The 26611-nt window shown below is 69.1% G+C and carries 24 protein-coding genes; 17 read left to right on the top strand and 7 right to left on the bottom strand.

The window, feature by feature from the left end; translation table 11 throughout:
• Nucleotides 1-50 precede the first annotated feature (50 nt).
• The 13 genes from E4A53_RS11500 to E4A53_RS11440 all read left to right on the top strand — a co-directional run bounded on the left by E4A53_RS11500 (nucleotide 51) and on the right by E4A53_RS11440 (nucleotide 11114).
• On the top strand, nucleotides 51-1349 hold the full coding sequence (locus E4A53_RS11500; RefSeq protein WP_136163261.1) for a M20/M25/M40 family metallo-hydrolase: 1299 nt from the start codon (nucleotides 51-53) through the stop codon (nucleotides 1347-1349).
• A 76-nt stretch (nucleotides 1350-1425) separates the two neighbouring features.
• On the top strand, nucleotides 1426-2001 hold the full coding sequence (locus E4A53_RS11495) for a NifU family protein (RefSeq protein ID WP_136163260.1): 576 nt from the start codon (nucleotides 1426-1428) through the stop codon (nucleotides 1999-2001).
• Between the two features lie 33 nt (nucleotides 2002-2034).
• Entirely contained in the window at nucleotides 2035-2628 is a 594-nt protein-coding gene (locus E4A53_RS11490) for a malonic semialdehyde reductase (RefSeq protein ID WP_136163259.1), read from the top strand.
• A gap of 4 nt (nucleotides 2629-2632) precedes the next feature.
• Nucleotides 2633-3265: a tRNA (adenosine(37)-N6)-threonylcarbamoyltransferase complex dimerization subunit type 1 TsaB gene (gene tsaB / locus E4A53_RS11485; RefSeq protein ID WP_136163258.1), complete on the top strand. Its 633-nt coding sequence runs from the start codon at nucleotides 2633-2635 to the stop codon at nucleotides 3263-3265.
• A 60-nt stretch (nucleotides 3266-3325) separates the two neighbouring features.
• The gene (locus E4A53_RS11480) at nucleotides 3326-3745 is read left to right on the top strand and encodes a GNAT family N-acetyltransferase (protein WP_239018276.1); all 420 of its coding nucleotides are present in this window, start codon (nucleotides 3326-3328) and stop codon (nucleotides 3743-3745) included.
• Nucleotides 3746-3864: 119 nt separating this feature from the next.
• Complete coding sequence (locus E4A53_RS11475; protein ID WP_136163256.1) at nucleotides 3865-4278, top strand: Ros/MucR family transcriptional regulator; 414 nt, start codon at nucleotides 3865-3867, stop codon at nucleotides 4276-4278.
• A gap of 71 nt (nucleotides 4279-4349) precedes the next feature.
• Nucleotides 4350-4772, top strand: coding sequence for a Fur family transcriptional regulator (locus E4A53_RS11470; protein ID WP_136163255.1), 423 nt, complete (start codon nucleotides 4350-4352; stop codon nucleotides 4770-4772).
• On the top strand, nucleotides 4744-5523 hold the full coding sequence (locus tag E4A53_RS11465) for a lysophospholipid acyltransferase family protein (RefSeq protein WP_136163254.1): 780 nt from the start codon (nucleotides 4744-4746) through the stop codon (nucleotides 5521-5523). The genes E4A53_RS11470 and E4A53_RS11465 overlap by 29 nt, the downstream gene beginning before the upstream one ends.
• 8 nt (nucleotides 5524-5531) lie before the next feature.
• Nucleotides 5532-6851: a tRNA (N6-isopentenyl adenosine(37)-C2)-methylthiotransferase MiaB gene (gene miaB / locus E4A53_RS11460; protein ID WP_136163253.1), complete on the top strand. Its 1320-nt coding sequence runs from the start codon at nucleotides 5532-5534 to the stop codon at nucleotides 6849-6851.
• Between the two features lie 133 nt (nucleotides 6852-6984).
• On the top strand, nucleotides 6985-7980 hold the full coding sequence (locus tag E4A53_RS11455) for a PhoH family protein (RefSeq protein WP_136163252.1): 996 nt from the start codon (nucleotides 6985-6987) through the stop codon (nucleotides 7978-7980).
• Nucleotides 7981-8184: 204 nt separating this feature from the next.
• On the top strand, nucleotides 8185-8697 hold the full coding sequence (gene ybeY, locus E4A53_RS11450) for an rRNA maturation RNase YbeY (RefSeq protein WP_136163251.1): 513 nt from the start codon (nucleotides 8185-8187) through the stop codon (nucleotides 8695-8697).
• Between the two features lie 12 nt (nucleotides 8698-8709).
• Entirely contained in the window at nucleotides 8710-9615 is a 906-nt protein-coding gene (locus tag E4A53_RS11445) for a hemolysin family protein (RefSeq protein WP_136163250.1), read from the top strand.
• 152 nt (nucleotides 9616-9767) lie between these two features.
• Nucleotides 9768-11114 (top strand): PQQ-dependent sugar dehydrogenase, encoded by a 1347-nt coding sequence (locus tag E4A53_RS11440; RefSeq protein WP_136163249.1) that lies wholly within the window; start codon nucleotides 9768-9770, stop codon nucleotides 11112-11114.
• Between the two features lie 31 nt (nucleotides 11115-11145).
• Here E4A53_RS11440 and E4A53_RS11435 read toward each other — a convergent pair whose 3' ends face one another.
• From E4A53_RS11435 to E4A53_RS11425, 3 genes are read right to left on the bottom strand one after another with little or no spacing between them, the layout of a single operon-like run.
• A complete protein-coding gene (locus E4A53_RS11435) occupies nucleotides 11146-12594 on the bottom strand; it encodes an amidohydrolase (RefSeq protein ID WP_136163248.1) in 1449 nt (482 codons plus the stop codon).
• A 60-nt stretch (nucleotides 12595-12654) separates the two neighbouring features.
• Entirely contained in the window at nucleotides 12655-14382 is a 1728-nt protein-coding gene (gene ggt, locus E4A53_RS11430) for a gamma-glutamyltransferase (RefSeq protein ID WP_239018275.1), read from the bottom strand.
• A 13-nt stretch (nucleotides 14383-14395) separates the two neighbouring features.
• Nucleotides 14396-17773, bottom strand: a complete 3378-nt coding sequence (locus E4A53_RS11425; protein WP_136163246.1) for a TonB-dependent receptor — start codon at nucleotides 17771-17773, stop codon at nucleotides 14396-14398.
• 179 nt (nucleotides 17774-17952) lie between these two features.
• On the opposite strand from E4A53_RS11425, the gene E4A53_RS11420 reads away from it, so the two are divergent.
• The gene (locus tag E4A53_RS11420) at nucleotides 17953-18486 is read left to right on the top strand and encodes an RNA polymerase sigma factor (RefSeq protein WP_239018274.1); all 534 of its coding nucleotides are present in this window, start codon (nucleotides 17953-17955) and stop codon (nucleotides 18484-18486) included.
• On the top strand, nucleotides 18486-19457 hold the full coding sequence (locus E4A53_RS11415) for a FecR family protein (RefSeq protein ID WP_168694373.1): 972 nt from the start codon (nucleotides 18486-18488) through the stop codon (nucleotides 19455-19457). The genes E4A53_RS11420 and E4A53_RS11415 overlap by 1 nt, the downstream gene beginning before the upstream one ends.
• Here E4A53_RS11415 and E4A53_RS11410 read toward each other — a convergent pair.
• The 4 genes from E4A53_RS11410 to E4A53_RS11395 form a co-directional block, all read right to left on the bottom strand.
• Nucleotides 19429-20619: a serine hydrolase domain-containing protein gene (locus E4A53_RS11410; RefSeq protein ID WP_239018273.1), complete on the bottom strand. Its 1191-nt coding sequence runs from the start codon at nucleotides 20617-20619 to the stop codon at nucleotides 19429-19431. The two genes, E4A53_RS11415 and E4A53_RS11410, sit on opposite strands and share 29 nt — an antisense overlap.
• The gene (locus E4A53_RS11405) at nucleotides 20619-21899 is read right to left on the bottom strand and encodes an SAM-dependent methyltransferase (protein ID WP_136163243.1); all 1281 of its coding nucleotides are present in this window, start codon (nucleotides 21897-21899) and stop codon (nucleotides 20619-20621) included. The genes E4A53_RS11410 and E4A53_RS11405 overlap by 1 nt, the downstream gene beginning before the upstream one ends.
• A gap of 72 nt (nucleotides 21900-21971) precedes the next feature.
• Entirely contained in the window at nucleotides 21972-23006 is a 1035-nt protein-coding gene (locus tag E4A53_RS11400; RefSeq protein ID WP_136163242.1) for a 2-oxoacid:ferredoxin oxidoreductase subunit beta, read from the bottom strand.
• Entirely contained in the window at nucleotides 23003-24877 is a 1875-nt protein-coding gene (locus E4A53_RS11395) for a 2-oxoacid:acceptor oxidoreductase subunit alpha (RefSeq protein WP_136163241.1), read from the bottom strand. The genes E4A53_RS11400 and E4A53_RS11395 overlap by 4 nt, the downstream gene beginning before the upstream one ends.
• Before the next feature lie 211 nt (nucleotides 24878-25088).
• Here E4A53_RS11395 and E4A53_RS11390 point away from each other — a divergent pair, with 211 nt between their 5' ends.
• Complete coding sequence (locus E4A53_RS11390; RefSeq protein WP_136163240.1) at nucleotides 25089-26072, top strand: alpha/beta hydrolase; 984 nt, start codon at nucleotides 25089-25091, stop codon at nucleotides 26070-26072.
• The gene (locus E4A53_RS11385) at nucleotides 26072-26515 is read left to right on the top strand and encodes a MaoC family dehydratase (RefSeq protein WP_136163291.1); all 444 of its coding nucleotides are present in this window, start codon (nucleotides 26072-26074) and stop codon (nucleotides 26513-26515) included. Before E4A53_RS11390 ends, E4A53_RS11385 begins: the two co-directional genes overlap by 1 nt.
• Nucleotides 26516-26611: the final 96 nt, after the last annotated feature.

Below are 26611 nucleotides of genomic sequence, written 5' to 3'. Positions count from 1 at the left end.
TTCCTTTCCCGCCTGCTTCTGCAAAAAACGCGGGCAGAGAGGATGACCGAATGAAATTGCTGCCTTTTGCCGTCGCCGCCGCGCTGATCGCCGGGCCGCTCCATGCCGCGCCGAGCACCGCCGAGAAGAAGATGGCCGCAATCGTTGCAGCGGAACAGGAGCGCAACGTCGCGCTGCTCGAAAAGCTGGTCAACGTCAATTCGGGCACGCTGAACCTGCCCGGCGTCACCGAGGTCGGCGCGATGGTCAAGCCGGAGCTGGACGCGCTCGGCTTCGAAACGCGCTGGGTGCCGATGGCGGAGGCCAAGCGCGCCGGACACCTGATCGCGGTGCACAAGGGCAACGGACGGGGCAAGCGGCTGCTGCTGATCGGCCATCTGGATACGGTGTTCGAAAAGGATTCACCGTTCCAGACCTTCACCCGCAAGGGCGACAAGGGCGAAGGTCCCGGCGCGTCGGACGACAAGGGCGGCGTCGTGGTGATGCTCGCGGCGCTGCGCGCGATGAAGGCGGCGGGCACGTTGAAGAACGCCGACATCGAAGTGGTACTGACCGGCGACGAGGAAGATGTCGGCGATCCGATCCCGCTGGCGCGGCGCGACCTGATCGAAGCCGGCAAGCGCGCCGACGCCGCCCTCGACTTCGAAGGGCTCTCGGTGGTCGACGGCAAGGACATGGGCAGCATCGCCCGGCGCAGCTCGACGAGCTGGACGCTGACCGTCACCGCCCGCGGCGGCCATTCCAGCGGCATCTTCAGCACCTCCGCCGGCAACGGCGCCGTCTATGAGATGGCGCGGATCATCGACACGTTCCGGCGCGAGCTGCCGGAACCGAACCTGACCTTCAACGTCGGGCTGGTCCTGGGCGGCGCGCAGGCGGCGCTTGACGGCCAGGGGATCCGCGGCACCGCTGCCGGCAAGAGCAACATCATCGCCGAACAGGCGATCGCGCGCGGCGACATGCGGACGCTGAGCAACGCGCAGACCGAACGCGTCCGCGCCCGGATGCAGGCGATCGTCGACCAGCCGCTGGCCGGCGCGAAGGCGACGATCCGCTTCGAGGAAGGCTATCCGGCGATGGCGCCGACCGACGGCAACCGCGCGCTGCTCGCCACGTTGAACGGCGTCAACCGCGACCTCGGTTTGCCGGAGCAGGCGCCGCTCGACCCGCTGAAGCGCGGCGCCGGCGACATCGCCTTCGTCGCCGCCGACGTCGCCGGGCTGGTCGGCCTCGGCCCGTCGAGCGAAGGCGATCACGCGCCGGGCGAGACGGTCGACCTGGGCAGTTTCGAGCGGCAGGCGACGCGCGCCGCGGTGCTGATGAGCCGGCTCGCCGCGACGCCACGCTGAACCGGCATGGAAATTTGGCCTTCCCCGACCGGCTTTCAGGGTTGATCGCGCGCACCGGCAGGCCCACATGACGGCCATGCTGATCGAGACCGAAACCACCCCCAACCCGGCAACCGTCAAGTTCCTCCCCGGCCGCACGGTCATGGAGGTCGGCACCCGGGATTTCGCGACGCCGGAAGACGCGGACGCCTCGCCGCTCGCCGAAGCGCTGTTCTCGCTGGGCGATGTCGAAGGTGTGTTCTTCGGGCGCGACTTCATATCGGTGACAATCGGATCCGGCGCTGCCTGGCGCGACGCCAAGCCCCAGATCCTGGGCGTGTTGCTCGACCATTTCGCCGGCGACATGCCGCTGTTCCGCACCGGCTCCGCCGCGGCGATCGCGATCGAGGAGGACGACACCGATTATGGCGACGCGCCGGAAGATGCCGACGTCGTCGCGCAGATCCGCGAACTGATCGAGACGCGGGTCCGCCCGGCGGTGGCCAATGACGGCGGCGACATCCTCTATCGCGGGTTCAGCGACGGCGTCGTCAGCCTGCACATGCAGGGCGCCTGCTCCGGCTGCCCGTCGTCGACCGCGACGCTGAAGCGCGGGATCGAGACGCTGCTCAAGCACTACGTGCCGGAAGTGACCGAAGTCCGCGCGATCTGACCGCCCGGTACCAGCCCCGCAGAAGGACCGACCATGGCCGCACCGCTGCCGCCCGAGGCACTCGACCAGATCTTCCGCACCGCGCGGACCTATAACGGCTATACCGACGAACCGGTCGGCGAAGACCAGCTCCGCGCGATCTGGGAGCTGATGAAGATGGGGCCGACATCGGCCAACCAGCTACCGGCGCGGCTGGTCTGGTGCATCAGCCAGGACGCGAAGGACAGGCTGGCGGCGCTGGCATCCGGCACCAACGGCGCCAAGATCCGCAAGGCGCCGGTGACGGTCATCATCGGCATGGACCAGGATTTCCACGAATATCTGCCCGAATTCTTCCCCCACACCGATGCGAAAAGCTGGTTCGACGGCAAGGACGCGCTGCGCCGCGAACATGCGATGCGCAACAGTTCGCTGCAGGGCGCCTATCTGATCATCGCCGCGCGCGTCCTCGGCCTCGACACCGGGCCGATGTCCGGCTTCGACAACGCGGCCGTCGACGCGGCGTTCTTCGCCGACACGCCATCCGTCAAATCCAATTTCATCGCGACGCTTGGCCACGGTGACCCGTCGACGATTTTCGACCGGCTGCCGCGCCCGCCGTTCGAACGGTTCAACCGGATCGCCTGACCCGTTGCGCACGCTGGCGATCGAGACCGCGACGACGGCCTGCTCGGTCGCCCTGTACGACGACGACCGGCTGGTCGCGCACGGCCATGAAAGCGTCGGGCGCGGCCATGCCGAACGGCTGGTGCCGATGATCGCGGCGCTGCCGGGCGGGGGACGCGCCGATCATATCCTCGTCGATTGCGGGCCAGGCAGCTTCACCGGCGTGCGCGTCGGCCTGGCGGCGGCGCGCGCGCTGGCGCTCGGCTGGGGCGCGACGGTCGGCGGATTCTCGTCGACCGCGCTGGCCGCCGCCAGCGCCTTCGCCGCGCCGGATGCGCCGGACATGCTTGCCGTCGTGCTGATCGGGGGGCATGGAGAATATTTCATCCACCCCTTCGCCGCCGGCCCGATGCACGAAACCGCCCCGCTCGCCTCGCTGCCGCCCGACGCCGCGCTCGCCGCGGTCGGCGCGCTGCCGCTGGTCGGATCCGCCGCGGCACGGCTGGCGGCGCTGCGCGGCGACCGGCCGCTGGGCGATGCGGCGCCGGACGCCCGCGCCGTATGCCTGCTCCCCGCCGGCTTCACCGCGCTCACCCCCAGCCCGATCTACGGGCGCGGGCCGGACGCACGCCTGCCCGGCGCCGCGCCGGTGCACTGACCGGCGATGGTGGCCTCTGTCACGATCACCGCCGGCAGCACGGCCAATCTGGGGGCGGTGATGCAGGTGATGGCGGACAGCTTCGACCCGACTTTCGGCGAAGCGTGGACCGACCCGCAATGCGCCGGGATCCTGGGCATGATGGGGAGCTGGCTGCTGATCGCGCGCGCGGACGGCGAGCCCGCCGGCTTTGCGCTGAGCCGAGCGATCGCCGGCGAGGGCGAACTGCTGCTGATCGGGGTCCGGCCGCAGCACCGCCAGCGCGGCATCGGCACCGCCCTGCTCGACCGGGTGGTCGCCGAGGCCCGCGCACTGAACGTAACCGCGCTGCATCTGGAAGTGCGTGAAGGAAATCCGGCGATCGCGCTCTACGAGCGCAACGGCTTCCGCCAGGTCGGCCGGCGCGCAGGCTATTATCGCGGCCGCGATGGAATCGCGCGCGATGCACTAACCTATAAACGAAACCTGCCAATCATTTAATGATGAATTATAGAAAAACGCCCTGATTTTCCTGTAGCGGCCCTTGTATTTATTCTATCATCAGGACATGAGACCCGACGCAGTCGAAATGACTGTCCCTTCAGAAGAAAGTCGCAGACATGTCCGAAGCATCCGAACTGAGCGAAACGCTCATCACGTTGACCGCCGATATCGTGGCCGCGCATGTCAGCAACAATAGCGTCGCGGTGTCCGACATTCCCGCGCTCATACAGAATGTGCACGGTGCGCTGGCTGGTCTGGGGCAGGCCGCCGAAGAACCGGAAGTGAAGCAGGAGCCGAAGGTCTCGGTGCGCGCCTCGGTCAAGCCGGATTACATCGTCTGTCTGGAAGACGGCAAGAAACTGAAGATGCTGAAGCGGCATCTGATGACCCATTACCAGATGACCCCGGACCAGTACCGCGCCAAATGGGGCCTTCCGTCTGATTACCCGATGGTTGCGCCGAATTACGCCGAACAGCGCCGCTCGCTGGCCAAGAAGATTGGCCTCGGCACCCAGCGCCGCAAGCGCTAGATCGATCCGCGAAGCCGCCGGACGCTTTCCGGCGGCTTTGCCAACCGCAGGAAAGCGGCTACACAATCGCCATGAGCCGGACCATCGACGTAGAAGCGCTTTGCGCCGAAAAGGGCCTCCGCATCACCGAGCAGCGGCGCGTCATCGCCCGTGTGCTTTCGGAGTCCGACGACCATCCCGATGTGGAGAAGCTGCACGCCCGCGCGGCGGCGATCGATTCGGGCATCTCGATCGCCACCGTCTACCGCACGGTCCGGCTGTTCGAGGAAGCCGGCATCCTCGAACGCCATGATTTCGGCGACGGCCGTGCCCGCTACGAAGCGGCGCCGGAGGCGCATCACGACCATCTGATCGACGTCGAGACCGGCAAGGTCATCGAGTTCGTCGACCCCGAAGTCGAACAGTTGCAGCGGCTGATCGCCGAGCGGCTGGGCTATCGCCTCGTCGACCACCGCATGGAGCTGTATGGCGTCAGCCTCGATCGCAAGGGCTGACCCGCTGGGCGGCATCCGGGCGCTGGCGCGCCTCGCCGCTCTGCTCATCCTCATCTTCCTCTGCCTGCTGCTCCACCTCGCCTGGCGGCTGGCGCGGCGGCCATCGCCCTGGCCGCGCCGGTTCCTGGGCGCCGTCGCCCGCATCTGCGGCGCGCGGGTGGCGACGAACGGGGCGCGGGTGGAAGCGGACGTATTCTACGTCGCCAACCATCTGAGCTGGATCGACATCTGCATCCTCGGCGGGGCGAGCGGCGCAGCGTTCGTCGCCCACGACGGAGTGGCGCGGGCGCCCATCGTCGGCTGGCTGGCCAGGCTGAACAACACGGTGTTCGTCGCCCGCGCCGATCGGCTGAACGTCGGCGCGCAGGTGGCGGCGATCCGCGCCGCGCTGGACGCGCGCCAGCCAATTGCGATCTTCCCGGAAGGGACGACCACCGACGGCCATGGCCTGCTGCCGTTCAAGCCGGCGCTGTTCGCGGTGATGGCGCCGCCGCCCCGGCCGATGCGCATCCAGCCAGTGCTGCTCGATTTCGGGCCGGACAGCGCCGCCGTCGCCTGGGTCGGCGACGAACCGGGGCTGGACAATGCCCGGCGGCTGCTCGCCCGGCCCGGCGGCTTCGCGGTAACGATCCGCTGGCTGGAGCCATTCGACCCGGCGCCGATCGGCGACCGCAAGGCGATTGCTCATGAAGCGCGCGAGCGGATCCGCACGGCGCTGTCGGCTTCCCAGGGCGGCAAGGCGGGCCTATAGCGCCGCCGATGGACCGCCCGCTTCCCCGCCGCTTCCACGTCAAGTCGTTCGGTTGCCAGATGAACGTCTATGACGGCGAGCGGATGACCGAACTGCTCACCGCCGAGGGGATGACGCCGGCGGCCGGTGCCGACGACGCCGATCTGGTGGTGCTCAACACCTGCCACATCCGCGAGAAGGCGGTCGACAAGGTCTATTCCGACATCGGCCGCCTGCGCCGGGAAGACGGCAGCCGGCCGATGGTCGCTCTCGCCGGCTGCGTCGCCCAGGCGGAGGGGGAGGAAGTGGTGCGCCGGACCCGCGATGTCGACATCGTCGTCGGCCCGCAGGCCTACCACCATCTGCCCGGCTTGGTCGCGCGGGCGGCGCGCGGCGAAAGCGCGGTCGACACCGACATGCCGGCCGATTCGAAGTTCGGCGCCCTGCCCGCCCGACGCCGCAGCGGCCCCAGCGCCTTCCTGACCGTGCAGGAGGGCTGCGACAAATTCTGCACCTATTGCGTCGTCCCCTACACCCGCGGGGCGGAGATAAGCCGGCCGTGGGCGGCGATCGTCGACGAGGCGAAGGCGCTGGCCGACGCCGGCGCGAAGGAAATCACCCTGCTCGGCCAGAACGTCAACGCCTGGGCCGACGAAGCCGGGCGCGGGCTGCACGACCTGATCGAGGCGATCGCGCTGATCCCCGGCATCGCCCGCATCCGCTACACCACCAGCCACCCCAACGACATGAGCGACGGGCTGATCGCCGCGCACCGCGACATCGCCAAGCTGATGCCGTTCCTCCATCTGCCGGTGCAGTCGGGCAGCGACCGGGTGCTGAAGGCGATGAACCGCAGCCACGACACCGCCAGCTACCTGCGGGTCATCGACCGGGTGCGGGCAGCGCGCCCAGACATCGCCCTGTCCGGCGACTTCATCGTCGGCTTCCCGGGCGAGACCGAGGCCGAGTTCGCGGCGACGCTGGATATCGTCGACCGCGCCGACTACGCACAGGCCTACAGCTTCAAATATTCCCCCCGCCCCGGCACCCCGGCGGCAACCATGGCCGACCAGATCGCGCCCGAGGTGATGGACGAGCGGCTGCGCCGGCTGCAGGCGGCGATCAACGCCCGCCAGATGGCGTTCAACGAAGCAACCGTCGGGCGGCGGACCAGCGTGCTGCTGGAACGCAAGGGCAAGCTCCCCGGCCAGTGGATCGGCAAATCGCCCTGGCTGCAATCGGTGCACCTGATCGGCGGCACGATCGGCGATCTGGTCGAGGTCGATATCGTTGCGGCGGGGCCGAACAGCCTGAGCGGCGAAGCGTGCGGCACCCTGCCGCGCGCCTGATCGGCGGCCCGCAACTGTGGCCCGGCCGCATCGGGCGGCCGGCCGATTATGCGCGGCGCGCGCGATGGCGCTGGATTTTCAGGCTGCGCCGCCCCATTTTGCGGATCGTGACTCGTGCCAATGAAAGGTCCGGATGAGCCGTAAGCCAGTGCCCGCCCAGGCGGGGGAGCGTGCCCGGCTGGAGGTGGTGTTCGACCGTCCCCAGCTTCTCGGCCAGTTGTTCGGCCATTACGACCAGAATCTGGTGGCCATCGAGAACCGGCTCGGCGTCTACATCGCCGCGCGCGGCAACAAGCTGCAGATCGAGGGAGAGGCGGAAGCGGCGGCGCGGGCGCGCGACGTGCTGACCGGCCTCTACAACCGCATCGTTCAGGGCGAGCCTATCGATACCGGCACCGTCGACGCGGTGATCCAGATGTCGACCGAGCCGACGCTGGACGGGATCATCCGCGCCGACGTGTCGCAGCCGCCGAGCGTGATGATTCGTACCCGCAAGAAGACGATCGTCCCGCGCTCCGCCACGCAAATCCGCTACATGGAGGCGCTGGGGCACGACGATGTGATCTTCGCGCTCGGCCCGGCGGGCACCGGCAAGACCTATCTGGCGGTGGCCCAGGCGGTGCAGCAACTGATCCAGGGTTCGGTCACCCGGCTGATCCTGTCGCGCCCGGCGGTCGAGGCGGGCGAGCGGCTGGGCTTCCTGCCCGGCGACATGAAGGAGAAGGTCGACCCCTATCTGCGCCCGCTCTACGACGCGCTCTACGACATGCTGCCCAACGAGCAGGTCGAGCGGCGGATCACCAGCGGCGAGATCGAGATCGCGCCGATCGCCTTCATGCGCGGGCGCACCCTGTCCGACGCGTTCATCATCCTCGACGAGGCGCAGAACACGACCCCGGCGCAGATGAAGATGTTCCTGACCCGTTTCGGCCAGAACAGCCGGATGGTGGTGTGCGGCGACCCGCGCCAGGTCGACCTGCCGGACATCGGCAAGTCCGGCCTTGCCGACGCGGTCGGGCGGCTGGAAGGGATCGACGGCATCGCCGTCGTCCGCTTCGGCGCCGCCGATGTGGTGCGCCACCCGATCGTCGGGCGGATCGTCCAGGCCTATGAGGGACCGGATGAATGATGCGGTGCGGGGTTTCGGTGCGTCCCTCGACTGCGCTCGGGATGGACGGTTTCATTCGTAACCCTGAAAGCTGGTCAGGCGCTTCAGGCACGATCACGCGTCGCCTTCCGGCCATCGGCGCGCACTCTCAACCCCGTCCATCCCGAGCGCAGTCGAGGGACTGCCCCGCCCGGCCGCACGTGAAGGACACAGAGAAGGCCCCGAATGCTTGACATAGCCGTCCAGGCCGAACCCGCATGGCCCGCCGCCGACTGGGATGGCGCGGCCGCGCGCGCCGTCACGGCGGCGATCCGCAACAGCCCATTCGTCGCGCTCGCCGATGCCGATTTCTCCGTCGAGGTCGCCGTTCGGCTGACCGACGACGACGAAGTCCGCACGCTGAACGCGCAATATCGGGGGAAGGACAAGCCGACCAACGTCCTGTCCTTCCCGATGGTCGAGCCGGACATGCTCGCCACCCTCGCCAATACCGACGACGGCGAGGTACTGCTCGGCGACATCGTGCTGGCGCACGGGGTCTGCGCGGCGGAAGCGGCGGCGCGCGGCGTCGATATTGACGCCCATGCGATACATCTGATTGTCCACGGCACCTATCATTTGCTAGGTTACGACCACCAGGGCACGGAGGAGGCCGGGGCGATGGAGGCGATGGAGCGCGAAACCATGGCGAAACTCGGCCTGCACGATCCTTATGACGACACCGACGAGGGGGGCTGACCGGCTCGCTAGATGCCAGACGATTCCAGTAGCAGCGGCCATCCGGCGCAAACGGGTGGCCTGTTCAATGGGCTTTTCGGGCGCCTGTTCGGCAATGAGGGCGAGCCCACCCTTCGCGACCAGATCGAAGAAGCGATCGAGGAGCATGAAGGGGACCCGGAGCCAGACGCGGCCGGCGACCTGTCGCCGATCGAACGGCAGATGGTCCGCAACCTGCTGCATTTCGGCGAGCGCACCGCAGGCCATGTCGCGGTGCCGCGCGGCGACATCGTCGCCGTGTCGGAAACCGCCAGCTTCGACACGCTGGTCGCCCTGTTCGCGGAGGCGAGCCACAGCCGCCTGCCGGTCTACCGCGGCAGCCTGGACACGGTGATCGGCATGATCCACGTCAAGGACGTGTTCTCGATCCTGGCGACCGGCGCGGAGCGCCCGGCGGCGATCGCCACGCTGATGCGCCAGCCGCGCTACGTGCCGCAGTCGATGCGGGTGCTCGACCTGCTGGCCGAGATGCGGGCGACGCGCACCCATCTGGCGATCGTGCTCGACGAATATTCCGGCACCGACGGCCTCGTCACCATCGAGGATCTGGTCGAGGAGATCGTCGGCGAGATCGAGGACGAATATGACGAGCACGCGCCGGAGGCGCTGGTCCACGGCGAGAATGGCCAGTGGGAAGCGGACGCGCGCGCCACGCTGGAGGAGGTCGGCGAGACCGTCGACGTGCGGCTGGCGGAGGTCGACGAGGATGTCGACACGCTGGGCGGGCTGACCTTCGTGCTCGCCGGGCGGATTCCCCAGTGCGGCGAGATCGTCACCCATCCGAGTGGCTGGCGCATCGAGGTGGTCGATGGCGACGCGCGGCGGGTGACGCGGCTGCGCCTCCACCCGCCGGGGGCCGAACGGCTGCCGGAGGAGTGAAACGCTGATCGCCGCTCTCTGTCGGCCGGATTGAGACCGGGGCAGGAGCCGCTTCCCCACACGCCGATCAGACTCTAAAGTCCCGGCGACGCGGCGTTGAACCCGACCGCATTATCATCACCGCGCCCCCCGGGCCGGAAGGAGCGAACGCGATGAGCCGCAGGCTGCTGATCTTCATCCTGATCGTGATCGTGGCGGCGGCCGCCGCGGTCGCGCTGCTCAGCCGCCGCGACAACGTCAAGCTGGCGTTCGACGCGGTCGTCGGCCAGCGCCCGACCATCTCGCCGCCGCGCAACGAGCTGATCCCAACAGTCAATATCGCCAAGCCGATCGGCTGGCAGGGCAATGCCCGGCCGGTGGCGGCGGCAGGACTGACGGTCAGCGAATATGCCGGCGACCTTGACCATCCGCGCTGGATGACGCTGCTGCCCAACGGCGACGTGCTGGTCGCCGAAACCAATTCGCCGCCGCGCAAGGGCGGCGGCGTCACCGGCTTCGTCATGAATCTGCTGCTCGGCCGCGCCGGCGCCGCCGTCCCTTCCGCCAACCGCATCACCCTGCTGCGCGACGCCGACGGCGACGGGCGGCCGGAGGCGCGCTCGGTGCTGCTGACCGGCCTCAACTCGCCGTTCGGCATGGCGCTGGTCGGCGACCGGCTGTTCATCGGCAACACCGACGCGATCGTCGCCTACCCGTTCAAGGTCGGCCAGACCAAGATCACCGCCAAGCCGCAGAAGATCGCCAGCCTGCCCGGCGGCGGCAACCACTGGTCGCGCAACCTGATCCCGGCGCCGGACGGCAAATCGCTGTTCGTCGCCGTCGGATCGGCCAGCAATATCGGCGAAAAGGGGCTGGAGCTGGAAACCCACCGCGCCAATATTCTGCAGGTCGACATCGCCAGCGGCCGCTACAACATCTTCGCCTCCGGCCTGCGCAACCCGGTCGGCCTCGCCTACGAGCCGAAGACCGGGGCGCTGTGGACCGTCGTCAACGAACGCGACATGATGGGCGGCGACCTGTCGCCCGACTATCTGACCCGTGTCGAATTCGCTGCTTTCTACGGCTGGCCCCACACCTATTGGGGCGGCTATCTCGATCGGCGGGTACAGCCGGAGAGGCCGGACCTGCAGGAATATGCCAAACGCCCGGACTACGCGCTCGGCGCGCACGTCGCCGCGCTCGGCCTGGCCTTCGCCACCGACGCCAAGCTCGGGTCGCGCTTCGCCAACGGCGCCTTCGTCGGCGAGCACGGATCATGGAACCGCAAGCCGCCGTCCGGCTACAAGGTCGTCTACGTCCCGTTCGGCGACAACGGCTATCCGGTGAAGGGCGTAAAGCCCGTCGACCTGCTGACCGGCTTCCTCGATGCCAAGGGCCGCGCCCAGGGCCGGCCGGTCGGCGTCATCGTCGACAAGACCGGCGCGCTGCTTGTCGCCGACGACGTCGGCGATCGCATCTGGCGAGTCAGCGCGGCAGAAGCGCAGGCGCCCGCGAAGTAAGCCCAGCCGGGGCGGCCTTTGTTCCGCGCGCCTAATTTCCGGCCGGCTTGCGGTAGTCGAGCGGCGGGGTACGGTCGCCGACCATCGCCTGATATTTGAAATCGGCGCCGCGCGCCTTGTCCAGCTCGGCGCGGGCGGCGGCGAGCGTGTCCGGGCTGCGGAACAGTTCGGCGGCGCTCAACGCCAGCGCCTTGGCGGCGACAACGCCGCCTTTTGCGCCGATCGACCCGCCGCTGGCAGCGACGGCCTGCCAGCTATGCGCCGGGGTTCCGGGCACCCAGGTCGCGGTCGACAGGCCGACGGTCGGCGACACCCAGCTGATGTCCGACACGTCGGTCGAGCCGCCGGAATCCTGGCGGTGGAGCGGCTGGATCTGCGCCGCCGACGCCAGATCCTTCTTCGTCGGCAGCGACGGCTGAAGCTTTTCCGCCCAGCCGCGCTCCGCCGCCGTCCATGCCGGGCCGCCGACCGCCTCCAGATTGCGCTGCATCACCGCCGCCAGCGTGTCGTTGCCCAGCATCGAATAGACGCCGCCGGTGATCTCCACCTCCACCTTGGTGCCGGAGGCGAGGGCGGCGCCCTGTGCCGCGTCGTTCACCCGCTGCCACACCGCCTTGACGATCGCCGGGTCGGTGTGCCGGACGTAGTAATAGACCTCGGCGAAATCGGGGACGACGTTGGGCGCCTTGCCGCCTTCGGTGATGACGTAGTGGATGCGCGTGCCCTGCGGAACGTGCTCGCGCAGGAAATTGGTCGCGACATCCATGATCTCGACGCCGTCGAGCGCCGACCGTCCCTTGTCCGGCGCGGCAGAGGCGTGGGCGGAGACGCCGCGGAAGCGGAACTTGCCGCTGATATTCGCCTGGCTCTTGCCGACGCTGACCGCGTTGCCGTCGCCGGGGTGCCAGTGCAGCGTCGCCGCAACATCGTCGAACAGGCCCGATCGGACCATGTAGACCTTGCCCGATCCGCCTTCCTCCGCCGGGGTGCCGTAGACGCGCAGCTCGCCCGCCACCTTGTTGCGGACCATCCAGTCCTTGACCGCCATCGCCGCGGTAATCGATGCAGCGCCGAACACATTGTGGCCGCAACCATGGCCCGCCGCCTGCCCGGCGATCGGCGTCGCCACCGGATCGGTCGTCTGGGCGAGACCGGGCAGCGCGTCGAACTCGGCGAGGATGGCGATGACCGGCCCGGCCCCGTTCTTGAAGATGGCGACGAAGGCGGTCGGCATGCCCGCCACCCCAGCGGTGACGGTGAAGCCGGCCTTGCGCAGATCCTGCTGGAGCAGGGCAGAGCTTTTCACCTCCTGATAGCCAACCTCGGCATAGGTCCAGATCGCCTTGGCGGTGTCGGCAAGAGCGCCGGCTCGCCCGTCGACATCGGCGGTGATCGCGGCGTTCTCGGCCGGGGGGAGCGGCGCGGCGGCCAGCGGAGAGGCGCCGATCAGCAGGCAGGCGGACAGGGCAAGACGGGTCATCACAGCTCCTTCGTTGCGGCGGCGCCGGAGGCCGAATCCGCTCCGCGCCGCCGATCCTTCCTAGCGCACGCCAAGCGCCAGCGCATCCGGGCGGCGGGTGTCGGCGGCGCCCAGGAACAGCCCGTTCGTCACCATGATCGACTGGGTGCTGCCCATCGTCGCCGAGGACTTCACCGCATGCCCTCTTGCCTCCAGCAGCGGTACGATGTCGGGCGAAAAACCGGGTTCAAGCTCGATCGGCGCGCCCGGCCCGCTCTGGTTGATGCGCGGGCGCTGCGCCGCTTCCGCGACGTTCAGGCGGTGGTCGATGACGTTGGACAGCAGCTGCACCATCGTCGCGATGATATAGCCGCCGCCGGGCGTGCCGGTCAGCAGCCAGGGCTTGTCGTCGCGGAACACGATGATCGGGGTGATCGTCGATCCGACCCGCTTGCCCGGCACCGGCTTCGTCGCCTCGCGCCCGGCGCCGCGCAGCCCCCAGGCCAGGTTGCCGAACGAGTTGTTGAGCAGGAAGCCGGTGCCCGGCGCCACCACATGCGCGCCATAGGAGGCGGACAGGGTATAGGTGTTGGTCACCGCATTGCCCGCCGCATCGGCGACGGAGAAATGCGTCGTGTCGCGGCTTTCGTACGGATAAGGATTGCCGTCCGGCAGCGTTGCCGCGCCAAGCGTCTTGTCGGGCTGGATCAGCTTCGCACGCTCGGCGGCAAAGCCCTTGCTGGCCAGGCCGGTGGTCGGCGTGTTCCAGTCGGGGGCGCCGCCGACCAGCCGGCGGTCGGACCAGGCGATCTTCACCGCCTCCGCCACCGTGTGCAGCGTCGCGGCGCTGCCCCAGCCGGTTTCGGCCAGTGGGAAATGTTCCAGGATGTTCATCGCCTCGGCGACGGTGACGCCCGATGCGGTCGGCGGCATGTAGGCGATGCGCTGCCCACGATAGTCGGACCAGATCGGCTGGCTGACGATCGCACGGTAATCGGCGAGGTCGGCCGCATCGATGATGCCGCCGCCGGCCTTGATCCCGGCGACCAGCCGTTCGGCCACCGGCCCCTTGTAGAATCCGTCGCGGCCGCGCGCCGCGATCTGCTTCAGCGACCAGGCCAGATCGGGCTGGCGGAACAACTCGCCCGGCTGGTAAGGCGCGCCGCCGGGTTTGAAGAACGCGGCCATCGCGCCGGGATCGTCGGCCATCGCCTTCGCCTGCTCGGCGGTCGCCTTCGCTTCGTCGTCGCTCAGCACCACGCCGTTGCGGGCGAGCGCGATCGCCGGGGCGATCAGCGTGCCCCAGCGCAGCTTGCCGAACCGCTGGTGCGCCTCCCACAGCCCGGCGACGGTGCCGGGGATGGCGACGCCCTTCATCGAATAGCCCTTTTCCCGGTCGAAGCGGCCGGCGGCGTCGAGCAGCAGGTCCGGCGTCGTCGCATGCGGCGCCTGGCCATAATAATCGATCGCGATCGTCTGGGCCGGGCGGTCGGGCGTCGCCGCCATATGGATCAGCATATAGCCGCCGCCGCCGATATTGCCGGCGCGCGGCAGCGTCACCGCCAGCGCGAAGGCGGTGGCCACCGCCGCGTCGACCGCGTTGCCGCCCTTGCGCAGTATTTCGACGCCAACGCGGGTGGCGATGGCGTTCTGGCTGACCACCATGCCGTCGCGGCCGATCGTCGGATGGTGGATCTCGCCATAGCCGACGATGTCGCCGCCCGACGGCCCGGTCTGGGCGACGAGCCCGGCCGGGACCGCCAGCGTGATCGCCAGCAGCCCGGCAAGGCAGCGGAAACCGCGCCGCACCCCGGCGCCCCGCTTAGAAGGACGCACGGAAATTGGCGTACCAGTAACGCGCATAGGGGTTGTAGAGGCTGGCGAGATAGCCGTCCGACGACAGCGGCGGCTTCGCGTCGGTCAGGTTGCGCACGCCGATCCGCAACCGGTAGCGGCCGGTGCTGTCGCCGCCGACCTCGACTTGCGCATAAAGGTTGAAGGTCATCTGATCGTCGATGACCCACGGCACGCCGGCCGGGTCGAGCAGGCCGGTATCCTCCACCGACCCGGTATATTGGGTGTAGGCGCCGATCTGGAACCGGTCATAGGTCCAGGTCAGCGAGCCGGAGCCCTTCCACCGCGGCTTGCCGCTCTGTCGGATGCGGTCGCCGGCCTCGGCGATGATCGTGCCGGGGTTGATCGTGCCGGCGGCGCGGGCGTCGATCAGCGTCTGGATCGGCGGCGACGGCTGCAGGAAGAACTTGCGCAGATAGGCGGCGTTGGCGCTGAGCTGGAACGTGCCGATGCCGAAATCGGGCAGCTTCCAGAAGAAGCCGAAGTCGACGCCCGACACCGTCTGCGGCAGCAGGTTCACATATTTGTCGCGGACGAACAGCACCCGCCCGGCCGGGGTCAGGCCGGTGCCGGCGAACAGCGCGATGTCGTCGGCGGTCGGAGCGGCGCGGATGACGTTGGCGTCCTCACCGCCGCCAACCCGCTCCAGATAGTCGTTGATCAGCGCGTTGCCTTCGCCGAACAGGCCGACGATGCCCTTCTGCCGGATGTTCCAGTAATCGACGGTGAAGGTCATCCGGCCCAACCGGTCCTCCAGGAAGCGCGGCTCCAGCACAACGCCGGCGCCCCAGGTGGTCGAGGTTTCCGGCTTCAGGTCCGGGTTGCCGGAGCGCTGGGCGGAGGTGGCGAAGCCCTGGCTGCAATCGGCGAAGCTGGCGATCCGCCCGGCGCGCAGGTCCGCCTCGCAGCGGATATAGTCGGTGCGGGTGTTGGACCGGGTGACCACCGTCGCGTTGATCTGCTCCAGGTTCGGCGCCTTGAAGCCCTGGGCATAGGAGCCGCGCAGCCTGAGGCCCGGGACGATGTCCCACGCGCCGGCAACCTTCGGCTTCGCCACCGACCCGACGTCGCTGTAATGCTCGTAGCGCCCGGCGACCTGCAATTCGGCACGGTAGACGAGCGGCACCCCCATGTCCGGCGACACCAGCGGGATCGCCAGCTCGGCATAGGCGGCGGCAACGGTGCGGCGGCCGCGGGTGTCCGGCGACGGGCTGGACCCGATCAGGTCGCTGGCGTTGACGAAGCCGCTGACCGCGTCAACGAACTGGATCGTGCCGTCGACATGCGGGTCGCGGTTGTCGATCTGCGTCTCGCGCCGAATCTCGCCGCCAAAGGCAAAGCCGACATCGCCGCCCGGCAGGGTCAGCAGATCAGCGCGGCTGCCGCGCAGGTCGGCCATCGCCAGCGTCGCCTTGTTGAAGCGGGTGGTGGTGATCTTGATCGCGTCGATCGCCGCCTGGCGGCTCGGCGTCGCGTCGGCGCCGGCCGGATCGGCAATCGTGCCGCCGCTGAACGGGTTGTAGGCGTCCGGCGTGGCCAGCGCCAACTGCTTCTGGAGCAGCGTCTGGCTGAGGCCGTCGGACCGGTCGCGGACCGTCGCCTCCGAATAGACCAGCGCGCTTTCCCACTTGAAACCGAGCGCCTCGAAGCGGAGGCCGCCGAGCAGGCGGAACTGCTCGTTCTTCACGTTCACGACATTGGGGCCGACATCGGCGAAATTATAGCTGCTGAGGGTGATCGCCTGCCCGTCCGCCGGCGCGTCGATGCCCGGCAGGCGGTTGGGGTTGGGCGATCCGTCCGGCAATGTCGTCGGACCGAACGGGTTGTAATAGTTGCTCGTCGGGATGACGAGCGGCCCGGAACTCAGCGTGCCGGTCGACGCCTGGATGCTGCGGGTGGTGGCGCGATAATACCCGGCCTCGCCGAAGAATTCGAGGTTGTCGGTCAGGTCGTAATGGCCGTTCAGGAACAGGTTCAGCCGCTTGACCGCCGGGATCACGCTGGTGTTGAACGCGTGGGCCGCGTCGAAGCGCAGGTTGCGGTCGGCGGCGCCGCTGATCGTGCCGTCGTCGATGCACAGCCCGCCCGCCAACGCCGTCTGGCAGCCGCTGTTGCTGTCCGGCTGGATATGGAACTGGCCGGACGCGTTGGTCAGGTTGGTCGCGCCCTGCCGCACCCGGACGTTGCCATAGGTCTGGAACGAACCCCACGGGGTGATCGTGCTGCGCCCGTCCAGTCCGTTCAGCCCCTCGAACGGGGTGCCGTCGAACAGCGGCCGCTTGTCGGCCGACGCGGTATAATCCTGGTCCCGCGCGTCGAGCGAGGTGCGGTGGTCGTAGCTGGCGAACAGCGTGACGTTGCCGCGCCCGCCCAGATCGGTGCCGGCCAGCAGATTGGCGTTGAGCTCGACCATGCTGGTGTCTTCGGCATAGCCGACCTGGGTCTCGGCCATTACCCCGTTATAGTTGGTGCGCAGCACGGTGTTGACCACGCCGGCGACGGCGTCCGACCCGTAGATCGCCGCCGCGCCGTCGCGCAGCACCTCCAGCCGTTCGAGCCCGAACACCGGAATCGCGTTGGTGTTGTAGGTCAGCGTCGGCACCAGATTGTCGTCGGCGCGGCTGGTCGGGTGGTTGACCACCCGGCGGCCGTTCAGCAGCACCAGCGTGTTGCCGACGCCCAGGTTGCGCAGGTTGACCGAGCCGACATCGCCGCGCGCCGAATTGGAGCTGTTCGGCAGATAGGCGCTGTTGAAGCTGACGTCGCCCATCTGCGGGATCGAGCGGAACAGCTCGTCGCCCGACAGCGAGCCGGTCGCCGAGATCGACTGCGCGTCGACGATGGTGACCGGCAGCGCCGCCGTCACCTTGCTGCCGGCGATCCGCGACCCGACGACGACGATGTCGGCGGCGGCATCCGCGTCACCGGTGGTCGCGGCGATCGCTTCCTGCGTGGAGTTGCGCGCCGGCGCGTCAGCGGCGGCGGGAACGGCCGCCGTCGGCGCCGGTTCGCCATCCTGCCGATAGGCAATCGGCGTCACCCGCGGCGTGTCGGCGCGGATGATGCGGACACTGTTCTCGCCGGTGACGCGATAGGTATAGCCGCTGCGGGCAAGCACCGCGCTCAGCGCCTGCGCCAGCGTATAGCGTCCGGCGACGCGCGGCGCGTGCAGGTGGGTGATCTGTTCGTCGGTGAAGATCAGTTGGACGCCGGTCGCCCGCGCGACCTGATACAGCGAAGCATCGAGCGTCTGCGCCGGCAGGTCGATGGCATAGCGCGCCTCGGCCGACAGGGCCGGAGAAGCGATGGCGCACAGGGCGGCCGACAGCAAATATCCTGATTTCACGCGATTCCCCCTTCGTCTGCCCGGCCCTTTCCCCTTGGCCCGGTCTAGATATGACGTTCGGCGGGCGCGTTTACGAACCGCCGTGCCGCCCGGTGGCGCGATTTATTTTCGCTGTTGCCGAAAAACAGTTCGCTTCGCCCTGGCTCCAGCGTCATCATTGACGACAGGGGATGCAAGGCATGGCGAGCAGGCCACAGCAACGGATCGATTCACTCCGTGCAAGCGGCATCGAGGCCGAGTTGCTGGAGTCCAGCCGCGCCGCGCTGCGCGCCTTCGTCGCGCGGCGGGTCAGCGATCCGACGGAGGCGGAGGATCTGGTGCAGGAAGCCTGCGTACGGCTGATCCAGGCCGGGCGCACCCATCCGGTCGAACGGCCGCAAGCCTATCTGTTCCGCATCGCCGCCAACCTGATCGCCGATCGCGGCCGCCGCCCGGCCCCCGCCGAGCCGTTCGACGAAGCGCTGGCGCCGCCGGTCCGCGCCGCGCAGGAGGACGGCCGCACCCTGGATGATCTGCAGCATCTGCTCGACGCGGCGCTGGCCGAACTGTCGCCGCCCTGCCGGCGGGTGTTCGTCATGCGCCGCTTCGACGAAATGTCGACGGCGGACATCGCCAAGGCGCTGCGGATCAGCCCCCGCATGGTCCAGAAGCATCTGGTCCACGCCGTCGCCCATCTCTATCAGCGGCTCGCCGCCCTGCGAACGGACCGATGATGCGCGACGAACCGCCAGTCAACCGCTTGGGCCCGCGCGCGGACGCGGTGTTCGACGGCGTCCTCGCCGGGCGGGCGGATTCGCTTCACCCCGACGACCGCGCCGAGGCGGAGGCGTTCTGGGCGTGGCTCGGCCGGTTCCAGCATCCCGGCGAGCATGCCGCCGAACCGGCTGCCCGGCGCCGCTGGCCGCTGGCAGCCGGCCTGGCGGCGGTGCTGGTGGGGGCGGTCGGCGCCGGCGCCTGGCTGTCGACGCGGGACGTCAGCGCCCCAGCGCCGCGCGGCGCCGAATACGCCGCTGACCGCGCCGAACGGCGGGTGCTACGGCTGAACGACGGATCGGTGGTGACGCTGGGCGGCGCCAGCCGCGTCGCCCTCGCCTACACCCCGGCCGAACGCCGCATCCGCCTGACTGAAGGCGAAGCGCTGTTCAACGTCGCCCATGACAGCCGCCGGCCGTTCATCGTCGAGGTCGCGCATGGCGAGATTCGCGCGGTCGGCACCGCCTTCGACGTAAGGGTCGCGCCGCATCAGGCGGCGGTGACAGTGGTCAGCGGCGTCGTCCGCATCGCGCTGCGCGGCCCGTCGGTCGACGGCGCCCGCGGCGACACCGTGGTCAAGAGCGCGCGCAAGGGCGAACAGGTCCGCTTCGGCATGCTGAACGACGGCGGCGAAAGCGTCGGCTTCATTTCGCAGACGAAGGAAGCCAATGTCGACCAGGCGACCGCCTGGACGCGCGGGGTTCTGGTGTTCCGGGGCGAGCCGCTGGCGCAGGTGGTAGCGACGGTCAACCGCTATACCCACGACACGGTCGTCGTCACCGATCCGCGCAACGCCGCCCTGCCGATCTACGGCGTGATCGATCAGGGCGACACCTCTGCACTACGCGAGCTGGTGCACGATCCGCGCATGATCTCGATCAGCAAGGCGCGCGCCGGCGGGCTCAGCGGCCAGCGTCCAGCGCCGCGCTGATCCGGGTGACGAACACCCGGCGCGCTTCGCTCAACGCCGGGTCGGTCGCCCTCGGCCACGCGCTGACCATCGCCACCACCAGCCCGCGCGCCGGGTCGATATGGATCATCTGGCCGAAGATGCCGCGCGCATCGAAGCTGGCGTCGGGTTCGGTCCACCATTGATAGCCATAGCCGTAGCCGGGCGCGCCGGTATCGGCCTGGCCATGGGTCGCGGCGGCGAACCACCCGTCCGCCACCACTTTCCGCCCCGCGGCGACGCCGCCGTCGAGCACGAACTGGCCGATCCTTGCATAGTCGCGCAGCGACGCGGACAGGCAGCAGCCGCCGATATTGCCGCCACCGCTGTCGACCATCCAGAATAGCGGCTGTTCCATGCCATAGGGCTGCCAGATCTTCTCGGCCGCATAGGCGGCGAGCGATTTACCCGTGGCGCGCGCGACCAGCACGCCGATCAGGTTGGTCTCGCCGGTCTTGTAGACCCATTTCGTCCCCGGCTCCGCCTCGCGCGGCAGGGCGCGCATATAAGCGACGGTCTGGTCAACCCCGGCCGGCGGCGGCTCGGTCAGCATCCGCGCGACATCCGATTTCGGGTCGGTATAGTCCTCGTTCCAGCGCACGCCCGACGTCATCGTCAGCACCTGGCGGATGGTCACGCCGTCATAGCCGGCACCGGTCAACTCCGGGATGTAGCGGCTGACCGGGTCGTCGACCGAAGCGATATATCCGTCGGCGATCGCCGCGCCGACCAGCGTCGAGGTCAGCGACTTGGCGACAGAGAAGCTGGTCCAGCGCCCGGTGCGCGAAAAGCCGCGCGCATAGCGCTCCAGCCGGACCTTGCCATGCTGGAGGACCAGCAGCCCGGCGACGTTGTTCGCCACCATATACGCCCCGGCCGGGTCCCCCGGCCCCAGGGCGAGCGGCTTCCCGTCCGGCAACGGGCGCGGGTGGTCCGACGCCGCCACCGTATCGCCGGGGAACAGCCGCTCCATGTTCGGGAAGTTGGCGTCGCGCTCCGCCTGGCTCCAGAACAGCACCTCCGCGCCGGCGTTGCGCAGCTTCGCGGCCTTGTCTGGCGTAAGCCGGACGCCGTCCTTCGCCATCCCCGCCGCCGGCAGCACCAGCAGCCCGGCGGCCAGCGCCGCCCCCAGCCAGGTCCGCATCATCCCCCCTCCTTGACCAGCGTCACCTGCGCGACGTCGATGCCGCCGCCGCGAAAGCCCCCTTCGCAATACATCAGATAATAACGCCACAGCCGCACGAAGCGTTCGTCGAAGCCGGGCGGCAGCCGCCCCGCCTCGATCGCCGCGTCGAAGCGCTCGCGCCAGCGGCGCAGCGTTTCCGCATAGTGCAGGCCGAAGCCGCGACGATCGCGCCAGGCAAGGCCGGCCTGCTCGCACAGCGCCCGGAACGCGCTTTCCGACAGCAGCATGCCGCCGGGAAAGATGCAGGTCTGGATGAAGTCCGCCCCGGTGGCGTAGCGGTCGAAAATCGCGTCGTCGATCGCGATGAACTGGATCGCGGCGCGCCCGCCCGGCTTCAGGCAGCGGGCCAGCGCCTCGGCATAGGTGCCCCAATAAGCCTGGCCGACCGCCTCCACCATCTCCACGCTGGCGATCGCGTCGAACGTCCCGGCGACGTCACGATAATCGGTCAGCTCGATCCGCACCCGCCCAGCGTTGACGTTGGCGCGGTTGAGCGCCAGCGCATGCGCCCGCTGCTCCGCCGACAGGGTGATGCCGGTGACGCCGACGCCATATTCGTCGGCCGCGATCTCGGCCAGCGTGCCCCAGCCGCAGCCGATCTCCAGCAGATGCTGGTCCGGTTTCAGGTCCAGCCGGTCGAGCAGCGCGCGGACCTTGTTCAACTGGGCATAGGCCAGTTCCTCGTCCGGGCGGATCGGCTCCTGGAACAGCGCCGCCGAATAGGTCATCGTCTCGTCGAGCCAGGCGGCGTAGAACGCGTTGCCCAAGTCGTAGTGGAAGGCGATGTTGCGGCGCGATCCGTTCCGGCTGTTGCGGCGCAGCCAGTGGCGCAGGCGGCCGAACAATCGGCCAAGCCCCCGCGCCCGCGCCACCCGGTCGAGCGACGGGGCGTTGCGCATGAACAGCGCGAACAGCGGCACCGGATCGGGGCTGGCCCATTCTCCCCTGTCCCAGGCGCGGTACCAGCCGAACGACCCGTCGCCGGCCAGCCGCAACAGCGCCCGCCAGCTGTTCAGCCGCACCTCCGCCACCGGGCCGGGCGCGCGGCCGCCGAGGATGCGGTACGAGCCGTCGGGCAGCCAGGCTTCGATCGCACCCGCTTCCAGCCCGGCGTCGATGCGGTCGAGCATGCGGTGGAACGGCGCCGCAACCAGCGCCGACCACAGCCGCCAGCCGACCGCGCCGCCGCGCCTTCTGGGCAGGAACTGACCGTCCCGATCGGGCTGCTGCGCATTCATGACGGCATCTTACGCGACCGGATCATGCGGTCCAGCGTTTAGCGTTTGTCCGCTTTAGGCGAAACCGCCCGGCTATTCGGCGCGCGGCTCCTTGTCGACCATCCAGGTCTGGCCCTGGGCGACCAGCTTCTGCAGGTCCGGCGCCTTGCCCTTCGCCGCCGCCTCGTTCTGAGCGACGACCTCGCGCTCGTAGCTGGGGCGCGGGTGGTTGAAGATGACGCCCAGCGCCACCGGGAAGCCGGCGCTGTTGTCCATGTCGATCAGCATCTGGGCGATGCCCTTGTTGGTCTGGTCGTGGACGATGACGCCCGCCGCCTGCCAATCGCCGTCGACGACGTCGACCATCTCCAGCCGCAGCGCCTTCGGGTCGAGGGCGAGGCCGCGGGTGCCGCCGGCGAACAGCATCGGCTGGCCGTCCTCCAGCCAGACCTGCCCGGCCGCCGCGTTGGCCTTGGCGGTGAACGGCGCGAACACGTCGTCATTGTAGACGATGCAGTTCTGGAAGATTTCGATGAAGCTGGCGCCCTTGTGGTAATAGGCGGCCTTCAGCACCGACGGCAGGTTCTTGTGCACATCGATGCCGCGCGCGACGAAGCGCGCGCCGGACCCGAGCGCGAAGCTGCACGGGCTGGCCGGCCGGTCAACCGAGCCGTAGGGCGTCGACGGGCTGCGCGTGCCGACCCGCGACGTCGGCGAATACTGCCCCTTAGTCAGGCCGTAGATCTCGTTGTTGAACAGCAGGATCTGGCAATCGAGGTTGCGGCGCAGCAGGTGCATGGTGTGGTTGCCGCCGATCGACAGCGCGTCGCCGTCGCCGGTGATCACCCACACGTCGAGATCGGGATTGGCCAGCTTGACGCCGGTGGCGATCGCCGGCGCGCGGCCGTGGATGGTGTGGAAGCCGTAGGTCGCCATGTAATAGGGAAAGCGCGACGAGCAACCGATGCCGCTGACGAACACGGTGTTTTCCGGCCGGGCGCCGATGTCGGGCAGGGTGCGCTGCACCGCCTTCAGGATCGCATAGTCGCCGCAGCCGGGGCACCAGCGCACTTCCTGGTCGGTTTCCCAATCCTTCACCGTCGTCTTGACGGAGGTCATCTCGTTCATGAGAGCGCACTTTCGATAGCCGCCGCGATTTCCGCGATACGGAAGGGTTGACCCGACACCTTGGCCAGCGACCGGGCGTCGACCAGATACTGGTCGCGCAGCACCGTCTTGAACTGGCCGGCGTTCATTTCCGGCACGATGATCCGCTCGTAGCGGCGCAGCAGATCGCCCAGATTGGTCGGCAACGGCCAGATGTGGCGAACGTGGACATGGTCGACCGACAGGCCGCGCTCGCGCGCCCGGCGCACCGCCTGGTGGATCGGCCCGAAGGTCGAGCCCCAGCCGACGACGGCAAGCCGCCCCTCACCGTCGCCCAGCGTCACCGTCTGTTCGGGAATGTGGGCGGCGATGCCGTCGATCTTCGCCTTGCGCAGGTTGGTCATCGCCTGGTGGTTGGCCGGCGCATAGTCGATGTTGCCGGATCCGTCCTGCTTCTCGATCCCGCCGATGCGGTGGAGCAGGCCCGGCGTGCCCGGCCGCGCCCACGGCCGCGCCAGATTCTCGTCGCGTGCATAGGGCTTGAACCCGCCGTCCGGCACATGGTCGAGGAAGGCGACCGGGAACGGTGCGTAGCCGCTCATGTCCGGCACCTTCCACGGCTCCGCCGCGTTGGCGATATAGCCGTCGGTCAGCAGCATCACCGGGGTCATGAACCGGGTGGCAAGGCGGCAGGCCTCGATCGCGCAGTCGAACGCGTCGGCCGGAGATCGCGCGGCGATGACCGGCAACGGCGCGTCGCCGTTGCGGCCGTAGACCGCCTGATACAGGTCGGACTGCTCGGTCTTGGTCGGCAGGCCGGTCGACGGGCCGCCGCGCTGCGAGTTGACGATGACCAGCGGCAGCTCGGTCATGATCGCCAGCCCGATCGCCTCGGTCTTCAGCGCGATGCCGGGGCCGGACGACGACGTGACGCCCAGCTTGCCGGCATAGGAGGCGCCGATCGCGGAACAGACCGCCGCGATCTCGTCCTCCGCCTGGAAGGTGGTGACGCCATATTCCTTCAACCGCGACAGGTGGTGGAGGATCGCCGACGCCGGGGTGATCGGATAGCCGCCGAAGAACATCGGCAGATCGGCCAGCTGCGCGCCGGCGACCAGCCCGAGCGAGATCGCCTCGCCGCCGGTGATCGTCCGGTACAGGCCGGGCGCGGCCGGGGCGGCGGCGATCCGGTGCTGCTTCATCGGCCCGGTCAGTTCGGCCGTCTCACCATAGGCATGGCCGGCGTTCAACGCGGCGATATTCGCCTCCGCCAGCTCCGGCGCCTTGGCGAATTTCGATTTCAGCCAGTCGACGATCGGCTGCCGGTCGCGGTCGAACATCCACAGCGCCAGGCCTAGCGTCCACATGTTCTTGCAGCGCAGCGCTTCCTTGTTGCCAAGGCCGAACGGCTTCACCGATTCAAGCGTCAGCGCGGAAATGTCGAAGGCCAGCACCTGCCAGCGCGCCAGCGACCCGTCGTCGAGCGGGCTCGCCTCATACCCGGCCTTGGCCAGGTTGCGCGGGCCGAACTCGCCGGTGTCGACAATGACCAGCCCGCCGTCCTTCAGCGCGCCGACATTGGTTTTCAACGCCGCCGGGTTCATCGCCACCAGCACGTCCGGCTGGTCGCCGGCGGTGTCGATCGCGCGCGATCCGAAATTGATCTGGAAGGCGGAGACGCCGAAGGTCGTGCCCTGCGGCGCGCGAATCTCGGCCGGAAAATCCGGGAAGGTCGACAGGTCGTTGCCGGCCAGCGCGGTCGACAGGGTGAACTGACCGCCGGTCAGCTGCATGCCATCGCCGCTGTCCCCGGCAAAGCGCACCACCACCGCTTCGGGAGGAGGAGTGTCGGCGGCCTCTGCGCGGGTCACCTGATGTACGGCTGAAGCCATTGGCTATACGTCCTGCAATTCAAGCCTGGGCCTCTTAGGCCCCGGCACGGCTATAGCCTATTTAGAAAAACTGGGGAGAGTCGCAATCGACCTTGTTTCGGCGGCGTTGCGCCGGAGCTTGTTCCGCATAACGCGAACAAACTCCAGGCGGATGGACGGGCCGCTGCCGCCCGCCTAGGCTGGCCGCCCGATAACCGAGAGTGACAAGCCGATGTCCCAGCCTTTCGTCCGGCCCGATGTCCGTGCGTTCCTGACCCTGCTCGACTCGGTGCCCGGCCCGAAGATGCATGAGCTGGACCCACCGGCGGCGCGGCTGGCGTTCAACGCGATGATCGCGGTCGCCGAGGCGCCGGCGGAGCCGCTTGCCGTCCGCCGCGACTTGGCGACGCCGGACGGCATCGGCCTGCGCCTCTACGACGCGCGCGAAAGCCGGACGCCGGGGCCGGTGCTGCTGTTCTTCCACGGCGGCGGCTTCGTGATCGGCGATCTCGAGTCGCATGACAGCTTCTGCGCGGAAGCGGCGCGGCTGCTCGACCTGCCGGTCGTCGCCGTCGCCTACCGGCTGGCGCCGGAACACCCGTTCCCGGCGGCGCCCGACGATTGCGAGGCGGCGGCGCGCTGGGTGGCGGGCAGCCCGGCGGCGCTGGGCGTCGGCGTGACCGCGCTGGTCCTCGCCGGGGACAGCGCCGGCGGCAACCTCGCCATCGGCACCACGCAGGCGCTGCGCGACCGGCCGGCGGCGGCGCCGGTCATCGCGCAATGGCCGATCTACCCGGTCGTCGACGAGGCGGAGGACTATCCCTCGCTCACCGATTTCGCCGACGGCTACCTGCTGACCGGCGACGCGATGCGCTGGTTCGGCACCCATTACGCCCCGGTGCCGGGCGACCGGCGCAACGGCGTGCTGCACGCCGACCAGGCCGGCACGCCGCCGACACTGGTCGTCACCGCCGGGCTGGACCCGTTGCGCGATCAGGGCCGCGCCTATGCCGCGGCGCTCGTCGCCGCCGGGGTGCCGACCGTGTTCCGCGAGGCGGCGGGCAGCATCCACGGCTTCATCAACCTGCGCAAGGCGGTCCCTTCCGCGCAGGGCGACGTGGCCGCCTGCCTGTGCATCCTGAAGGACATCGTCGCGGAGGCGGAAGCGAACCGGGTGATGGCGCAGGCGGCAGGCGCGGCGAAGGGGCAGGCATGATGGAATATCTTGAGGATATGGTCGTCGGCACGAAGCGCGGCTTCGGCCAGTACCACGTCACCCGCGAGGAGGTGATCGCCTTCGCCGCCAAATACGACCCGCAACCGTTCCACCTGTCGGACGAAGCAGCGGCCAAGACCCATTTCGGCCGGCTGTCGGCCAGCGGCTGGCATAGCTGCGCGATGGCGATGGCGATGATCGTCGAGGACCTGAAGGCGCATGAGCATGCCGGGCTCGGCTCGCCGGGCGTCGACGAGCTGCGCTGGCTGAAGCCGGTCTATCCCGGCGACACGCTGCGGCTGGAAAACGAGCTGGTCGAGGTGACACCGTCGCGCAGCCGGCCGGACATGGGCTCGTTCCGCTCGCGCGTCACCATGTTCAACCAGCATGACGAGCCGGTGATGCGCTTCACCTCGATCGCGCTGGTCCGCCGACGGCCCTAGGGCCTGTCCGCTTTAGGCGGCACCAGCCCGCTCCCCACCCGACCTCCCACATGATGCTGCCGTTGGGAGGCCGGGTGGGGGAGCGGGCCGGTGCCG

This window comes from Sphingomonas flavalba, assembly GCF_004796535.1.
In the GTDB taxonomy this organism is placed as follows: Bacteria; Pseudomonadota; Alphaproteobacteria; order Sphingomonadales; family Sphingomonadaceae; genus Sphingomonas_L; species Sphingomonas_L flavalba.
Note: the sequence above shows the minus strand (reverse complement) of the source record. Positions and strands in the feature narration are given on the sequence as shown.